14 protein-coding genes are annotated in these 15,397 nt (G+C 70.3%); 5 read left to right on the top strand and 9 right to left on the bottom strand.

Annotated features, from left to right (window positions below; translation table 11 throughout):
- Nucleotides 1-48: 48 nt before the first annotated feature.
- The gene (locus tag M4D82_RS18165) at nucleotides 49-198 is read left to right on the top strand and encodes a hypothetical protein (RefSeq protein WP_249772372.1); all 150 of its coding nucleotides are present in this window, start codon (nucleotides 49-51) and stop codon (nucleotides 196-198) included.
- Nucleotides 199-272: 74 nt separating this feature from the next.
- Here the strand turns inward: M4D82_RS18165 and M4D82_RS18170 are convergent, their stop codons facing one another.
- Nucleotides 273-587 carry a metal-sensitive transcriptional regulator gene (locus M4D82_RS18170; RefSeq protein WP_030009310.1) on the bottom strand — a complete coding sequence of 105 codons (315 nt, stop codon included), beginning with the start codon at nucleotides 585-587 and terminating at the stop codon, nucleotides 273-275.
- Nucleotides 588-782: 195 nt separating this feature from the next.
- On the opposite strand from M4D82_RS18170, the gene M4D82_RS18175 reads away from it, so the two are divergent.
- Both M4D82_RS18175 and M4D82_RS18180 read left to right on the top strand, forming a co-directional pair.
- Nucleotides 783-1,403 (top strand): DUF47 domain-containing protein, encoded by a 621-nt coding sequence (locus tag M4D82_RS18175; RefSeq protein ID WP_249767040.1) that lies wholly within the window; start codon nucleotides 783-785, stop codon nucleotides 1,401-1,403.
- 5 nt (nucleotides 1,404-1,408) lie between these two features.
- Nucleotides 1,409-2,407, top strand: coding sequence for an inorganic phosphate transporter (locus M4D82_RS18180; RefSeq protein WP_249767041.1), 999 nt, complete (start codon nucleotides 1,409-1,411; stop codon nucleotides 2,405-2,407).
- A gap of 135 nt (nucleotides 2,408-2,542) precedes the next feature.
- On the opposite strand, the gene pstB is transcribed toward M4D82_RS18180, so the two are convergent.
- The 7 genes from pstB to mshD all read right to left on the bottom strand — a co-directional run bounded on the left by pstB (nucleotide 2,543) and on the right by mshD (nucleotide 11,750).
- Nucleotides 2,543-3,319, bottom strand: coding sequence for a phosphate ABC transporter ATP-binding protein PstB (gene pstB / locus M4D82_RS18185; RefSeq protein ID WP_249767042.1), 777 nt, complete (start codon nucleotides 3,317-3,319; stop codon nucleotides 2,543-2,545).
- 28 nt (nucleotides 3,320-3,347) lie between these two features.
- Nucleotides 3,348-4,430: a phosphate ABC transporter permease PstA gene (gene pstA / locus M4D82_RS18190; RefSeq protein ID WP_249767043.1), complete on the bottom strand. Its 1,083-nt coding sequence runs from the start codon at nucleotides 4,428-4,430 to the stop codon at nucleotides 3,348-3,350.
- Nucleotides 4,430-5,419 (bottom strand): phosphate ABC transporter permease subunit PstC, encoded by a 990-nt coding sequence (gene pstC / locus M4D82_RS18195; protein WP_249767044.1) that lies wholly within the window; start codon nucleotides 5,417-5,419, stop codon nucleotides 4,430-4,432. Before pstC ends, pstA begins: the two co-directional genes overlap by 1 nt.
- A gap of 128 nt (nucleotides 5,420-5,547) precedes the next feature.
- Nucleotides 5,548-6,684, bottom strand: a complete 1,137-nt coding sequence (pstS, locus tag M4D82_RS18200) for a phosphate ABC transporter substrate-binding protein PstS (protein WP_249767045.1) — start codon at nucleotides 6,682-6,684, stop codon at nucleotides 5,548-5,550.
- A gap of 540 nt (nucleotides 6,685-7,224) precedes the next feature.
- Nucleotides 7,225-8,181 (bottom strand): CHAD domain-containing protein, encoded by a 957-nt coding sequence (locus tag M4D82_RS18205; RefSeq protein WP_249767046.1) that lies wholly within the window; start codon nucleotides 8,179-8,181, stop codon nucleotides 7,225-7,227.
- The gene (locus tag M4D82_RS18210; RefSeq protein ID WP_249767047.1) at nucleotides 8,162-10,492 is read right to left on the bottom strand and encodes an RNA degradosome polyphosphate kinase; all 2,331 of its coding nucleotides are present in this window, start codon (nucleotides 10,490-10,492) and stop codon (nucleotides 8,162-8,164) included. Before M4D82_RS18210 ends, M4D82_RS18205 begins: the two co-directional genes overlap by 20 nt.
- A gap of 325 nt (nucleotides 10,493-10,817) precedes the next feature.
- Nucleotides 10,818-11,750, bottom strand: a complete 933-nt coding sequence (gene mshD, locus M4D82_RS18215; RefSeq protein ID WP_249767048.1) for a mycothiol synthase — start codon at nucleotides 11,748-11,750, stop codon at nucleotides 10,818-10,820.
- A 171-nt stretch (nucleotides 11,751-11,921) separates the two neighbouring features.
- On the opposite strand from mshD, the gene M4D82_RS18220 reads away from it, so the two are divergent.
- On the top strand, nucleotides 11,922-13,736 hold the full coding sequence (locus M4D82_RS18220; RefSeq protein WP_249767049.1) for a bifunctional metallophosphatase/5'-nucleotidase: 1,815 nt from the start codon (nucleotides 11,922-11,924) through the stop codon (nucleotides 13,734-13,736).
- A gap of 74 nt (nucleotides 13,737-13,810) precedes the next feature.
- Here M4D82_RS18220 and M4D82_RS18225 read toward each other — a convergent pair whose 3' ends face one another.
- Nucleotides 13,811-14,608 (bottom strand): alpha/beta fold hydrolase, encoded by a 798-nt coding sequence (locus M4D82_RS18225; protein WP_249767050.1) that lies wholly within the window; start codon nucleotides 14,606-14,608, stop codon nucleotides 13,811-13,813.
- A gap of 134 nt (nucleotides 14,609-14,742) precedes the next feature.
- On the opposite strand from M4D82_RS18225, the gene M4D82_RS18230 reads away from it, so the two are divergent.
- Entirely contained in the window at nucleotides 14,743-15,333 is a 591-nt protein-coding gene (locus M4D82_RS18230) for a TetR/AcrR family transcriptional regulator (protein WP_249767051.1), read from the top strand.
- The last annotated feature ends 64 nt before the right edge of the window (nucleotides 15,334-15,397 follow it).

The raw sequence follows: 15,397 nt of genomic DNA on the forward strand, positions 1-15,397 counted from the left end.
GAGGAGCCGGGCGCCGACGGGCGCGAGCGGTAGAGAGAGGTGACGTGCGTGACTCCCGCAGGCGGTACTACGGTGGACCACGTGGCGCTCGCCGAGATCGAGCTGTGCGGTGAACTGATCATCGCGGCGTCCGCGGCGGTGGAGGAACGACTCAGCCAGGACCGGATCGACGAGGTGCTGCGCGGCATCTGCCTGTAGCGGGGGCGGGGGCTCGGCCCCCAAGCCCCGGCCGGCCGGAAAGCGTCGGTTCAGGTGTGTGGGCAGGTGCGCGGTCAGGTGCGCAGGAGGCGGGCGATGGCCTTCGTGGCCTCTTCGACCTTGGCGTCGATTTCGGTACCGCCCTTGACCGCCGCGTCCGCGACGCAGTGGCGCAGGTGCTCCTCCAGCAGCTGGAGGGCGAAGGACTGGAGGGCCTTCGTGCTCGCCGAGACCTGCGTGAGTATGTCGATGCAGTACACGTCCTCGTCGACGAGCCGCTGGAGGCCGCGGATCTGCCCCTCGATCCGGCGCAGCCGCTTGAGGTGCTCGTCCTTCTGGTGGTGATAGCCGTGGACGGCTCCGGAGCCTTCCGCCTCGATGGTGGTCATGCGTCCTCCCGTGGTCCGGCATCAGAGGATTCATACCCCTGATGGGTATAGGGTACTTGGCCCCGGCCGCAGGGACAGGGGTCCGCTGCGCCCACTGTGCCCGATGGAGGACACTGGGGAACCGCCGGTTAGCCGTGGCCGGGGGATGCGCCTAGCATCAGCCTGTCCGAATCCAATGCACCCCGAGGACCTCACGTGCGATTTCGTCTGACCCCCAGGGAGACGAGCTTCTATGACATGTTCGCCGCATCCGCGGACAACATCGTCACGGGCTCCAAGCTCCTGATGGAACTGCTCGGGGCGGAGCCTTCCGCACGGGCCGAGATCGCGGAACGGATGCGGGCGGCGGAGCACGCGGGGGACGACGCGACGCACGCGATCTTCCACCAGCTGAACTCCTCTTTCATCACGCCGTTCGACCGCGAGGACATCTACAAGCTCGCCTCGTCGCTCGACGACATCATGGACTTCATGGAGGAGGCCGTCGACCTGGTCGTCCTCTACAACGTGGAGGAGCTTCCCAAGGGCGTCGAGCAGCAGATCGAGGTGCTGGCGCGCGCGGCCGAGCTGACCGCGGAGGCGATGCCGCACCTGCGCACGATGGACAACCTCACCGAGTACTGGATCGAAGTCAACCGGCTTGAGAACCAGGCCGACCAGATCCACCGCAAGCTTCTCGCCCAGCTCTTCAACGGCAAGTACGACGCCATCGAGGTGCTGAAGCTCAAGCAGATCGTCGACGTGCTCGAAGAGGCGGCCGACGCGTTCGAGCACGTCGCGAACACGGTGGAGACCATCGCGGTCAAGGAGTCCTGAACCTCGTGGACACCTTCGCTCTGGTCGTGACCATCGGTGTCGCGCTCGGTTTCACGTATACGAACGGTTTCCACGACTCGGCGAACGCGATCGCGACCTCGGTGTCGACGCGCGCGCTGACCCCGCGTGCCGCGCTCGCGATGGCCGCGGTGATGAACCTCGCCGGTGCCTTCCTCGGCAGTGGTGTGGCCAAGACGGTCAGCGAGGGCCTGATCGAGACGCCCCACGGCAACCGGGGCATGTGGATCCTCTTCGCGGCCCTGATCGGCGCGATCGTCTGGAATCTGATCACCTGGTACTTCGGCCTCCCCTCGTCCTCCTCGCACGCGTTGTTCGGCGGCATGGTCGGCGCGGCGCTGGCCGGCGGGACCGAGGTCATCTGGGAGGGCGTGGTCGACAAGATCGTCATCCCGATGTTCCTGTCGCCGCTGGTCGGCCTGGTCGCCGGTTACCTGGTGATGGTGGCCATCCTGTGGATGTTCCGCCGTACCAACCCGCACAAGGCGAAGCGCGGTTTCCGTATCGCGCAGACCGTCTCGGCGGCGGGCATGGCGCTGGGCCACGGCCTCCAGGACGCGCAGAAGACGATGGGCATCGTGGTGATGGCCCTGGTCATCGCCGACGTGCAGGGCGCGGGCGACGAGATCCCGGTCTGGGTCAAGGTCGCCTGCGCGGTGATGCTGTCGCTGGGCACCTACGCGGGCGGCTGGCGCATCATGCGCACGCTCGGCCGCAAGATCATCGAGCTGGACCCGCCGCAGGGCTTCGCCGCCGAGACGACGGGTGCCTCGATCATGTTCGGCTCGGCGTTCCTCTTCCACGCGCCGATCTCCACCACCCACGTGATCACCTCGGCGATCATGGGTGTGGGTGCGACGAAGCGGGTGAACGCGGTCCGCTGGGGCGTCGCCAAGAACATCATCCTCGGCTGGTTCATCACGATGCCGGCCGCCGCGTTGGTGGCGGCGGTCTGCTTCTGGATCGTGAACCTGGCCTTCGTGTAGGCGCCAGGACGCGGGCGCGGGACGCGCGGAAACGAGAGCGGGCCGGCTCCCCCCACCCAGGGGGAGCCGGCCCTTTTTCATTCGCCATGCGGTGGCACCGCCATGCAGCACCGCAGGACGTTCACTCCATGCCCTTTAGCCGAAGCGGCCCGAGATGTAGTCCTCGGTCGCCTGGACGGACGGGTTGGAGAAGATGCGGTCCGTGTCGTCGATCTCGACGAGCTTGCCGGGCTGGCCGACGGCCGCGAGGTTGAAGAACGCGGTGCGGTCGGAGACACGGGCGGCCTGCTGCATGTTGTGCGTCACGATGACGATCGTGAACCGCTCCTTCAGCTCGCCGATCAGGTCCTCGATGGCGAGGGTGGAGATCGGGTCGAGGGCCGAGCAGGGCTCGTCCATCAGCAGGACCTGCGGCTCGACCGCGATGGCGCGGGCGATGCACAGACGCTGCTGCTGGCCGCCGGAGAGGCCGGAGCCCGGCTTGTTCAGGCGGTCCTTGACCTCGTTCCAGAGGTTCGCGCCCTTGAGGGAGCGCTCCACGATCTCGGCGAGCTCGGACTTCTTGAAGTTGCCGTTCAGGCGCAGGCCCGCCGCCACGTTGTCGAAGATCGACATGGTGGGGAAGGGGTTCGGACGCTGGAAGACCATGCCGACGGTGCGGCGGACCGCGACGGGGTCCACGTTGGCGCCGTAGAGGTTCTCGTCGTCCAGGAGCACCTTGCCCTCGACGCGGCCACCGGGGGTGACCTCGTGCATGCGGTTCAGGGTGCGCAGGAAGGTGGACTTGCCACAGCCGGAGGGGCCGATGAAGGCCGTCACCGAGCGGGGCTCCACGGTCATCGAGATGTCGTCGATGGCCTTGTGGCTGCCGTAGAAGGCGGAGAGGCCGCTGACGTCGATTCGCTTGGCCATGAGGGGGTCACTTCACTTTCAAGTCGCGTCAGCGACCGGTCTTCGGGGCCTTCCAGCGGGCGATGCCGCGGGCCACCAGATTGAGGATCATGACGAAGGCGATCAGGACGAGGGCAGCTGCCCAGGCCCGGTCGTAGGAGGCGTCACTGCCGACCTTGTACTGCTCCCAGATGTACAGCGGGAGCGAGGACTGAGCGCCTTCGAAGGGGTTGCCGTTGATCAGCTGCGATCCGAAGACCAGCAGCATGATCGGGGCGGTCTCACCGGCGATGCGGGCCACGGCCAGCATGACACCGGTGGAGATGCCGCCGATGGCGGTGGGAAGGACCACCTTGAGGATCACGCGCCACTTCGGGACACCGAGGGCCAGGGCGGCCTCGCGCAGCTCGTTCGGGACGAGCTTGAGCATCTCCTCGGTGGAGCGGACGACGACCGGCATCATCAGGATCGACAGGGCCAGCGCGCCGGCGAAGCCGGAGGGGCCGAAGCCGAGCATCAGGTTCCACGTCGTGAGGATGAACAGACCCGCGACGATGGAGGGGATGCCGGTCATGACGTCGACGAAGAAGGTGACGGCCTTGGCGAGCGAGCCCCGGCCGTACTCCACCAGGTAGACGGCGGTCATCAGGCCGATGGGGGCGGCGATCAAGGTGGCCAGGGCGACCTGCTCGATGGTGCCGAGCAGCGCGTGGTAGACGCCGCCGCCCGCCTCGAAGCTGGTCACGCCGTTCATCGAGTGGCTGAGGAAGTTCCCGTCGAGGACCTCGACGCCGCGGCTGATGGTGGTGCCCAGCAGCGAGAGCAGCGGGATGACGGCGAGGACGAAGCAGACCCAGACGACGGAGGTCGCGACGCGGTCCTTGGCCTGCCGGCGGTTCTCGACGATCGAGCTGGCGGTGTAGGTGATCACGACGAAGAGGATGGCCGCGATCAGGCCGCACTGGACCTTGCTGTGGAGGTCGAAGACGACGCCGACGCCGATGCCGAGCACCACGGAGAGTGCGGCGATGCCGGTCGGGGCCCAGCGGGGGAGGCCGCCTCGGGTGAGGCCGGCGGGGGCCGCGGACTTGCGGGCCCGGGTGGGGCGCTGGTCCTGGATGGTCTGGCTCATCAGGCGTTCGCCCCCGAGAAGTCCTTGCGACGGGCGATGATCAGCCGGGCGGCGCCGTTGACCAACAGGGTCAGGAGGAAGAGCACGAGGCCGGAGGCGATGAGCGCGTCACGGCCGAACTCGTTGGCCTCGTCGAACTTCGCGGCGATGTTCTGCGCGAAGGTTCCGCCACCCGGGTTCAGGATGTGCAGCGAGATCAGGAAGCTCGGGGAGAGGACGGTGGCCACGGCCATGGTCTCGCCGAGGGCGCGGCCGAGGCCGAGCATCGAGGCGGAGATGACGCCGGAGCGGCCGAAGGGCAGCACCGACATGCGGATGACCTCCCAGCGGGTCGCGCCGAGGGCCAGGGCGGCCTCCTCGTTCATGCGCGGGACCTGGAGGAAGACCTCGCGGCTGACGCTGGTCACGATCGGCAGGATCATGATCGCGAGCAGGATGCCGACGGTGAAGAGGGAGCGGGCGACGCTGACCTGGGTGCGCTCGAAGACGTACGTCCAGCCGAGGTACTCGTCCAGCCAGAGGTTCAGCCCGTTCAGCTGTGGCACCAGGAAGAGGGCGCCCCAGATGCCGTAGATGATCGACGGCACGGCGGCCAGCAGGTCGACCACGTAGGCGAGGGGCGCGGCCAGCCGGCGCGGCGCGTAGTGCGAGATGAACAGGGCGATGCCGACGGCGATCGGGACGGCGATGGCCATCGCGATGATCGAGCTGACGACGGTGCCGAAGAGGAGGACGGCGATGCCGAAGACAGGGGGGTTGGCCGACGCGTTCCAGTCGAAGGTGGTGAGGAAGTTGCCCTCGTTCTTCGACAGGGCGATCGAGGCCCGGTAGGTGAGGAAGACGGCGATGGACGCCATGATCACCAGGAGCAGGATGCCGGAGCCCTTGGAGAGGCCGGCGAAGATCTTGTCACCGGCGCGGCCGGTGGATCCTCCGGTCGTGGTGACGGGCGGAGGCGGGTCTATCTGGGTGGGTGTGGTGAAAGCCATGGTCTTTCCGGTCTGTGTGGGGGGCGAGCCCCCTGGCGGCGGTGCACCGGATTCCCCCGGGTGGAGGGGGAAGGCCCCGGGCCCGGTCCGCCCCGGATGGGGTGGACCGAGCCTCGGGGTTCAGTTGCTCAGGCCAGCGACTTGATGACTTCGCGGACCTTGGTGTTGATCTCGGCCGGGATCGGCGCGTAGCCGTTCTCGGTGAGGACCTTCTGGCCCGCGTCCGAGGCGGTGTAGTCGAGGAAGGACTTGACGGTGGCGAGCGTCTCGGGCTTGTTGCCCTTGTCGCAGACGACCTCGTAGGTGACCAGGACGATCGGGTACGCGCCCTCGGCCTTGGTGGCGTAGTCGAGCTTCAGCGCCAGGTCGGAGCCGGTGCCGGCGATCTTGGCGGCGGCGATGGCCTTGGAGGCGTTCTCGGGGGTGGCCTTGACCGGGGTGGAGCCGCCCGTGTTCACGTCGACGGTCTTGATGTTCTGCGCCGAGGCGTAGGACAGCTCGAAGTAGCCGATCGCGCCGTCGACCTGCTTGACCTGGGTGGCGACACCGGCGGAGCCGGAGGCGCCGAGACCGCCCTGGGCCGGCCACTTCTTCGCGGCCTCGTACGGCCAGGCGTCACCGGCGGCGGCCTTGAGGTACTTGCCGAGGTTCTCGGTGGTGCCGGAGTCCTCGGAGCGGTGGAAGGCCTGGATGGCGGTGGAGGGAAGCGTGACGCCGGGGTTCAGCTTCTTGATCGCCTCGTCGTCCCACTTCTTGATCTTGTCGTTGAAGATGTTGGCGATCGTGGCGGCGTCGAGGTTCAGCTTGTCGACACCCGCGACGTTGAAGCCGAGGGCGATCGGGCCGCCGACCATCGGCAGGTTGATGCCCTGGCCGCCGGTGCAGATCTTCTTCGACTCCTCGACCTGCTCGGGCTTCAGCGCGGAGTCCGAGCCGGCGAAGCCGACGGTGCCCTGGTTGAACGCGACGATGCCCTCACCGGAGGAGGAGGACTTGTAGTTCACCTCGACGCCGGGGCAGGCGGCCATGTAGTTCTTCACCCACAGGTCGACGGCGTTCTTCTGCGCGGAGGAGCCGGAGGCGAGGAGCTTGCCCTTGGCGCCGTCGCACTTGATGTCGCCGGGCGCCGAGGCCTTCGGCGTGCTGCCGTCGGCAGCGGGCTTCGTGTTGTCGTCCGAGCCGCACGCCGTGAGGACCAGGGCGCCGGACACGACGAGGGCCCCGAGGGCGGAGGCACGAAGCCGGTTCTTGCGCTGAAGCTTCACTTTCGGGTGTTCCTTCCGAGGAGCCGCCGGCCGCTTTCTGTGTCGGGGCGGCGTGCGAAGAGGACTACGGGTCGCGTGGTGCGGGCGCCGCGGTTTCGCTCTGGTGCGGTGTCGCGGTGTCGCGGGTGGCTCGCTTCCTGCGCTACCGAAATTAGGCAGAACAGGTGAAGCGGTCGACGGTGGTCGGTTAACGGATGGTGAACCGTGGCGGGCGGGCCGGTGTGGATGGGGGGGTTTGTACCCGGACGTAATCGGACGTTATTCGCCCGTTACCCCACCGTGACCTTCGCCTCGCCGGCGGTGGGGTGGGGACGGGGGTGGCTTGAAGTTGACGGTTCCATCGTGGCCCGGAGGGTGGGTGGGCGCAGCCCGGGGCGTGGTGTGGGGGTGCCCCTGCGCGGGGCTTTCTCCCCGCCCCACCCTTGGGGGCTGGAATCGGGGGCGGGGAAGGGGGCGCCCCGGGCGTTGGGCGCGGACGGGCCGCCGCCGGGGGCGCCGGTGTGCCGGCGGGGCGGAAATCGGGGGCGGCGTACCTCGGGGTCAGACCGGGGTGGGGGTGGGGTGCCAGAGGGCGTGGAAGGTGTGGCGGGCGGCTTCCACTTCGTGGCGTTGGTCCGCGTGGAGGACGCCCAGGGCGTACGCGGTGGCGGGGGCGATGCGGGGGGTGCGGGCCGCCGTGGCCGAGGCGGCGGCGGCTTCGGAGGCGTCGCGGTGCCGGTCCAGGGCCAGGCCCGCTTCCGTCAGGCGGGTCACGTCCTCGCCGAGGGCCTCCCGCGCGTAGCGGTGGACGCGCAGCAGGCGGCGTACCTCGTGCCAGGCGGCGTCCTCGTGCGTGGCGTACGGGGTCGTGCCGTCGGCGGCGGGGAGGGCGGAGACGGCCGCGGCGAGCCGGGTCTCGGTGACGGCGGCCAGCGGGACGAGTACGTCGTCCACCCGGCCCCGCGCCGCGACCGGGTCCAGCGGCACCTCGGAGGCCAGCACGGCCACGGCGTCCGCCACCGCGTGGAAGCGGGCGGAGCCGAGCGCCTGGAGGGTCGCGGAGTGGGCCCGCGTACGGGCCAGCGTGAGCCGGCGCTCCAGCAGGGCCCCCGCCCGCGCGGAGCCCACCGTCAGCGCGCCGGAGGAGCCGGCGGGCCCGCCGCGCGGCGACGGCACCTCGGGGGAGCCCGAGAGGCGCTGCAGGGCCTCCATGAGCCGCACGAGCCGGGAGGCGTACGCGTGCTCGTCGGCCAGGGTCGACGAGAGCCAGACCAGTTCCGTGCGCAGCGAGTCGGCCCACGCCGACTCCGTCACCACCCGGAAGGTGCTGAGGGAGGCGGAGACGCGGCGCGCGGCCCCCCGCAGGCCGCGCGCCGCCTCTCCGCTCTCCGCGGTGTCGGCCCCGCCCACCGCGCCCGCTTCGTGCAGGCGCAGCGAGCGCAGGAAGACGGTGGCCTGGGAGCGCAGGTAGACGCCGAGGACGTCTCCTGCGGTCGGGTCATGGTTTGGCTGAGCCACGCCGGCGCCTCCGGGCGTCTATGAGCATCTCCTGTACGTGCCGCAGCGGCTGGCCCTCGGCGTCGGTGCTGTGCCGGGTCCATTCGCCGTCCGGGCCCAGGTGCCAGGAGGAGGTGGCGTCGGACATGCCGGTCTCCAGCATCCGGTCCAGTGCCGCTCGATGGGCCGGGTCGACGACCCGGACCAGTGCCTCGATGCGGCGGTCGAGGTTGCGGTGCATCATGTCGGCGCTGCCGATCCACACTTCGGGTTCGCCGCCGTTGCCGAAGGCGAAGACCCGGGAGTGTTCGAGGAAGCGGCCGAGGATCGAGCGGACCCTGATGTTCTCGGACAGGCCGGGGACGCCGGGGCGTACGGCGCAGATGCCGCGTACCCAGATGTCGATGGGGACTCCGGCCTGGGAGGCCCGGTAGAGGGAGTCGATCAGGGCCTCGTCGACGATCGAGTTCATCTTGAGGCGGACGTACGCCGGGCGGCCGGCCCGGTGGTGGTCGGCTTCCTTGTCGATGCGCGAGACGAGTCCGTCGCGCAGGGACTTCGGGGCGGTCAGCAGCCGGCGGTAGGTCTCGCGCCGGGAGTAGCCGGACAGCCGGTTGAAGAGGTCGGAGAGGTCCGCGCCGACCTGCGGGTCGGCGGTGAGCAGGCCGAGGTCCTCGTAGAGCCGGGCGGTCTTGGGGTGGTAGTTGCCGGTGCCGACGTGGCTGTAGCGGCGCAGGGTGTCGCCCTCCTGACGGACGACGAGGGACAGCTTGCAGTGCGTCTTGAGGCCGACGAGGCCGTAGACGACGTGACAGCCGGACTCCTCCAGCTTGCGCGCCCATTTGATGTTGGCCTGCTCGTCGAAGCGGGCCTTGATCTCGACGAGGACGAGGACCTGCTTGCCCGATTCGGCGGCGTCGATGAGGGCGTCGACGATCGGGGAGTCGCCGGAGGTGCGGTACAGCGTCTGCTTGATCGCCAGGACGTCCGGGTCGCCGGCGGCCTGTTCCAGGAAGGCCTGGACGGAGGTGGAGAAGGAGTCGTACGGGTGGTGCAGCAGGACGTCCCGCTCGCGCAGGGCGGCGAAGATGTCGGGCGCGGACGCGGACTCCACCTCGGCGAGGTCGCGGTGGGTGCCGGCGACGAACTTCGGGTACTTCAGCTCGGGCCGGTCGAGGGAGGAGATCCCGAAGAGGGCGGTCAGGTCGAGCGGGCCGGGCAGCGGGTACACCTCGGCGGCGCTGACGTTCAGCTCCTGCACGAGGAGGTCCAGGACGCCGGGGTCGATGGACTCCTCGACCTCCAGGCGCACCGGCGGGCCGAAGCGGCGCCGCATGAGTTCCTTCTCCAGGGCCTGGAGGAGGTTCTCGGCGTCGTCCTCCTCGACCTCCAGGTCCTCGTTGCGGGTCACGCGGAACATGTGGTGCGCGAGCACCTCCATGCCGGGGAACAGCTCCTCCAGGTGCGCGGCTATGACGTCCTCCAGGGGGACGTAGCGCTGCGGGGAGGCCTCCAGGAAGCGGGACAGGAGCGGCGGGACCTTGACCCGGGCGAAGTGGCGGTGACCGCTCGCGGGGTTGCGTACGACGACGGCCAGGTTCAGGGAGAGGCCGGAGATGTACGGGAACGGGTGCGCGGGGTCCACGGCCAGCGGGGTCAGCACCGGGAAGATCTGGTTGCGGAACAGGGTGAAGAGGCGGGCCTGCTCCTTCTCGGTGAGGTCGGGCCAGCGGATGAGGTGGATGCCCTCGTCGGCGAGCTGCGGGGCGATGTCCTGCTGGTAGCAGGCGGCGTGCCGGGCCATGAGCTCGCGGGAGCGGGTCCAGATCAGGTCCAGCACCTCGCGGGGCTGGAGGCCGGAGGCCGAACGGGTGGCGACGCCGGTCGCGATGCGGCGCTTGAGGCCGGCGACGCGGACCATGAAGAACTCGTCGAGGTTGCTCGCGAAGATCGCGAGGAAGTTCGCGCGCTCCAGGAGCGGGGTCGCGGGGTCCTCGGCGAGTTCGAGGACGCGCTCGTTGAAGGCCAGCCAGCTGCGTTCGCGGTCGAGGAAGCGGCCGGCGGGCAGCTCGCCGGTCTCGTCCTTGTCCTCGTAGGCGTCCAGATCGCCGTCGAGGTCCGGATCGAGGTCCACGTGGGGGCGGTGGGCGGATATGAAGCCGAGGTGCGACTTGCCGCGGGCGGCGGGGGTGGTGCCGGTGCCGGTGGCGGGGCCGTCGGTGGGGCGGTCGGCCGCGGGGCGGTCGGGGGCGCGACCGGAGCTGTGACCGGAGCTGTGAGACGTGTGCTGGGCGGGGACCTCGGTGGGGCCTGCGCTGGGCTGGTGGCTCATGACTCCATTCTTCCGCGCACGCGGGAGGACAGGCGCGTCGGAAGCGTCGGCCGTCAGTCGGAGTCGGGGCTGCATGTCGGGAGACTGGCAAGCGCGTCTTAATGCCCGGTTAATGGCGAATGGCTTCCAGGGTCCGCCTGCCCGGCGTGTGGGGGCATGGGGCGCGGCCGGGGAGGAGCGTGGGGGCCGCCGCTGCGCGGTGCTTGCTCCCCGCCCCGCCCTTCCGCCGTTCCCCGGGGCTCCGCCTCGGGCCCCGGGCCTCAAGCGCCGGCGGGGCTGGGTGGGGTGAGCCGCTGCCGGCTCTGGGCAGCGGCTCAGGGGGGCGTCAGCTTTCTGTGCGGTACATCAGGTCCACCTCGTGCGTGGTGAAGCCGAGGGCTTCGTAGACGGAGAGGGCCGCCGGGTTGTCGGCGTCGACGTAGAGCATCGCCGTCGGGAGGTCCAGGGACGCGAGGTGGCGCAGGCCGATCGTGGTGAGGGCCTTGCCGAGGCCGCCGCCCTGGGCGCCGGGGCGGACGCCGACGACGTAGACCTCGCCGAGCCGCTCCTGCGCGTGGACCTTCGTCCAGTGGAAGCCGACCAGCTCGCCGGCCCGCTCCGCGAGGAAGAAGCCCTTCGGGTCGAACCACGGCTGCGCCATCCGGTCGTCGAGGTCCCGCTGCGTGAGCGAGCCCTGCTCGGGGTGGTGGGCGAAGGCGGCGGCGTTCGCGGCGAGCCAGGCGGCGTCGTCCTGGCCGGGGACGAAGGTGCGTACGGTCACCCCGGCGGGCAGGGTCGGCTCGGGCAGCGGGGGCGAGTCGGGGCCGAGCGGGCGGCGCAGCTGGCGCAGTTCGCGGAAGAGGGTGAGGCCGAGGACCTGCGCCAGGTGCCGGGCGGCGGACTTGCCGCCGTGGGCCCACACCCGGATCCGCTTGCCGGAGGCGTGCAGCAGCGCGGAGCCGAGGGCCCGGCCGTGGCCGCGTCCGCGCAGCGCGGGGTGGACGACGAGCTCGGCGGCGGGGGCCTCCACCGGGTCGGTGTCCTCCAGTTGCCCGTACGCGACGAGCCGGCCGTCGGCGGTGACGAGGAAGTGCCGGATGCCCTCGCGGCGGCCACCGCGCAGCTGGAGGCGGCCCTGTTCGGAGACGGCGGTGGTGCCGTCGGTGCGGGCGGCCTCGTGGATCAGGCCGAGTACGGCTTCGGCCTGTTCCTCCGTCAGTTCGTCGAGGGTTTCGATCTGCCGTCCCTGCTCCAGGGCCGCTGCTGCTGCGTCAGTCATGTGTCCGAGCCTACGGCCGTCGCCCCGGCTCCCGCCGCGTGACCGGGGACACGCCGCTCGACGTGCGCGCGTAACCAGCTCGCAACCGACCCGCCCCTGTCGCGCTACGCGCGTTGACCTTAGGCTTCGGTCGACCTCCCAACCTGTCTCGCTGTCCACAAAGGGGACTACATGTCAGCGACACCACAACGGCCCCGTACGGCCCGCCGGTTCACCCTCGCCGCTCTCGCTCTCACGGCGGGCGCCGGCGCGATGGTGGCCGCCGCCCTGCCCGCGGGGGCCGCGAGTGGTGGCGGTGCGGCCAAGGGCCGGACCGTCGACGTGCAGATGCTTTCGTTCAACGACTTCCACGGCACGCTGGAGGCCCCCCAGGGCTCCTCCGGCACCGTGACGGAACGCCAGGCGGACGGCACCACCAAGGCGATACCGGCGGGCGGGGTCGAGTACCTCGCGACCGCCCTGCGCGACGCCCGCAAGGGCCACGAGTACTCCGTCACCGCGGCCGCCGGTGACATGATCGGCGGCAGCCCGATGCTGTCCGGTCTCTTCCACGACGAGCCGACCGTCGAGGCGCTCAACAAGCTGAAGCTCGACGTCAGCAGCGTGGGCAACCACGAGTTCGACGAGGGCAAGACCGAGCTGCGGCGGATGGCGTACGGCGGTTGCCACCCGGTCGAGGGGTGCTTCGAGTACGGCAAGACCTTCACCGGATCGCAGTTCCAGTACCTCGCGGCCAACGTGACGGACGAGAAGACCAAGCGTCCGATGATGTCGCCCACCTTCGTCTGGAAGAAGGGGGACGTGAAGATCGGCTTCATCGGCGTCACCCTGGAGGGCACTCCGGACGTCGTCACCGCCGAGGGCGTCAAGGGCCTGAAGTTCGGTGACGAGGTCGAGACGATCAACAAGTACGCCGCCGAGCTGAACAAGCAGGGCGTGAAGTCGATCGTCGCGCTGATCCACGAGGGCGGTCTGCCCGCGAGCGGCGCGTACAACTACGACTGCGACGTGCCGGGCGCCGGCGCCGGCATCTCGGGCGCGATCGTCGACATCGCCAAGAACGTCGACGCGAAGGTCGACGCGCTGGTGACGGGCCACACCCACCAGGCGTACTCGTGCAACATCCCCGACCCGGCGGGCAACCCGCGTACGGTCACCTCGGCCGCCTCGTACGGCCGGCTGTTCACGGACACCACCCTGACGTACGACCGGCAGACCAAGGACATCGTCCGTACGCCGGTCGCCTCGCCCAAGCCGGTGAACAAGCTCGTCGGCCGCGACCTGCCCAAGGCCGCCGACATGACCGAGCTGATCGACCGTTGGAAGAGGCTGGCGGCCCCGGTCGCCAACCGTCCGATGGGCTACATCTCCGGTGACATCGCGGGCCGCGGTTCGGAGGCCCCGGAGAAGCCGCTCGGCGACCTGATCGCCGACGCGCAGCTGGAGGCCACGGCCCCGGCGGACAAGGGCGGCGCGCAGCTGGCCATCATGAACCCCGGTGGCATCCGCGCCGACCTCGCCTACAAGGCGGCGGGCGACGAGGGCGACGGCGTGGTGACGTACGGCGAGTCGTACACGGTGCAGCCGTTCAACAACATGATGAACGTGGTGGACCTGACCGGCGCGCAGCTGATCACGGCGCTCCAGCAGCAGGTCAGCGGTCCGGTGAACGGTGTGAACCCGAAGATCCTCCAGGTCTCGAAGGGCTTCACGTACACGCTGGACATGACGAAGACGGGCGCGGAGCGGATCGTCGTGGACTCGGTGCGGCTGAACGGCGCGGCCATCGACCCCGCCAAGACCTACCGGGTCGCGATGAACGAGTTCCTCGCGGGCGGCGGTGACGGCTTCACCGTCCTGAAGGAGCACAAGAACAAGCTGGTCGGCGTGTCCGACCTGGACGCCTTCAACGCCCTTCTGGCGAAGTCCTCCGCGGCGACCCCGATCGCCCCGCCGGCGGCGGACCGGATCACGGTCGTCAAGTAGGACCCGAGTGGTACCCCCGAGGGGGCGGTGGGCCGGTGGCCCGCCGCCCCCTCGGGCTTTTGCGGGCCGGCGGGTTACAGGTCGGCGAGGAACTTCCCCACGGCCGCGTGGAAGGCGTCGGGCGCGGTGAACGGGATGTAGTGGTCGCCCTCGACGGGGATGTACGAGGTCCCGGGCCGGCGGGCGACCATGGCGTCGGCCGTCGCCTGCGGGAGGACGGCGCTGCGGGTGCCGTGGACGAGTACGGCGGGGCAGGTGCTCGCGAGCCAGGCGTCCCAGTGGTCGCCCTGGACGCCCGTGGCGGAGGCAATCGCGTCCTCGGGGTGGAAGGGCAGGCGCCAGCCGTCGCCGTCGGGCAGGGGGCGCAGGGCTTGGGCGACGAACTGGGAGCCGATCGGGCCGGCGGCCTGAAGGAGTTCCTCGCGGGTGGCGGCGGTGTAGCGCATCTCGGTGAGGAAGCGGAAATCGGCGGGCACGGCGGGGCCGTCGTCGTGGAGGGGGAACTCGACGGCGGCGTCGACGTCGATGAGGGCGGCGACGCGGTCGGGGTGTTCGGCGGCGAGGTGGTAGGCGTTGACGCCGCCCAGCGAGAAGCCGAGGACGACGACGGGGGCGTCGAGGCCGAGGTGGTCGAGGAGGGCCACGGCGTCGGCGACGTATCCCTCGGTGCGGTAGTGCGGGGCGCGGTCGGAGTCGCCGTGGCCGCGCTGGTCGGGGGCGATGACCCGCCACCGGTCGCCGAGGGCGGCGGCGAGGCCGGTGTACGCGCCGCCCTCGGACAGGCCGCCGTGGAGGGCGAGCAGGGGGCGGCCGGGGCCCCCGAAGTCGAGGTAGGACAGTGCGCGGCCGTCGATGGTCAGCGTGTGGCGCATGGTTCCGCTCTCCCCTGCGTAAGTGCGTGTGCGTGTCGTGTGGTGACGGGTACGAGCCTGCCAGGAGTTGGGCAAGCGCGCAAGACATATGTCTTGGGCGGTTGTGCAAAGTGTGGCGCCGCTACGATCCGGGGATGGGAAATCGCGAGGACCTGCTGGCCGGAGCGCGCCGCTGCCTGGAGGAGAAGGGCTACCTACGCACCACCGTGCGCGACATCGCCTCGGCGGCCGGGGTCAGCATGGCCGCGATCGGCTACCACTACGGCTCGCGCGAGGCCCTGCTCAACCAGGCGCTCTTCGCCGCCATGGACGAATGGGCGGCGGCGGCATCCGCCCGGCTGACCGGACAGGGCGACACCACCGAGGCGCGCTTCGCCGACATGTGGGACCGCAAGATCCGTGACTTCGGCGAGACGCGCTGGCTGTGGATCGCCTCCGTCGAGGCCTTCGTCCACGCCCAGTCCTCGCCCGAACTGCTCGCCGTCCTCGCAGAGAGCCAGCGCCAGGCCCGCCGGATGGTGGCCGCGCAACTCGCCGGGGTGGCGCCGCAGGAGGTCGCGGAGGAGGACGTACGCGGCCTCGGGACGGTGCACCTCGCCCTGCTGAGCGGCGTCATGGTGCAGGCCCTGACCGATCCGGAGCACACGCCGGACGGCCGCTCGCTGGCCCAAGGGCTGCGCCGCATGGTCGAGTTGCTGGAGAAACCACTGCCTACCGACGGGTAGTAAAGCCGTGCCCCCCACGCCATAATCCGTCCGACATCAGGGCGGCGAAGGGGTGGGGCATGGC

Origin of the sequence: Streptomyces sp. RerS4 (genome assembly GCF_023515955.1) — a bacterium.
In the GTDB taxonomy this organism is placed as follows: Bacteria; Actinomycetota; Actinomycetes; order Streptomycetales; family Streptomycetaceae; genus Streptomyces.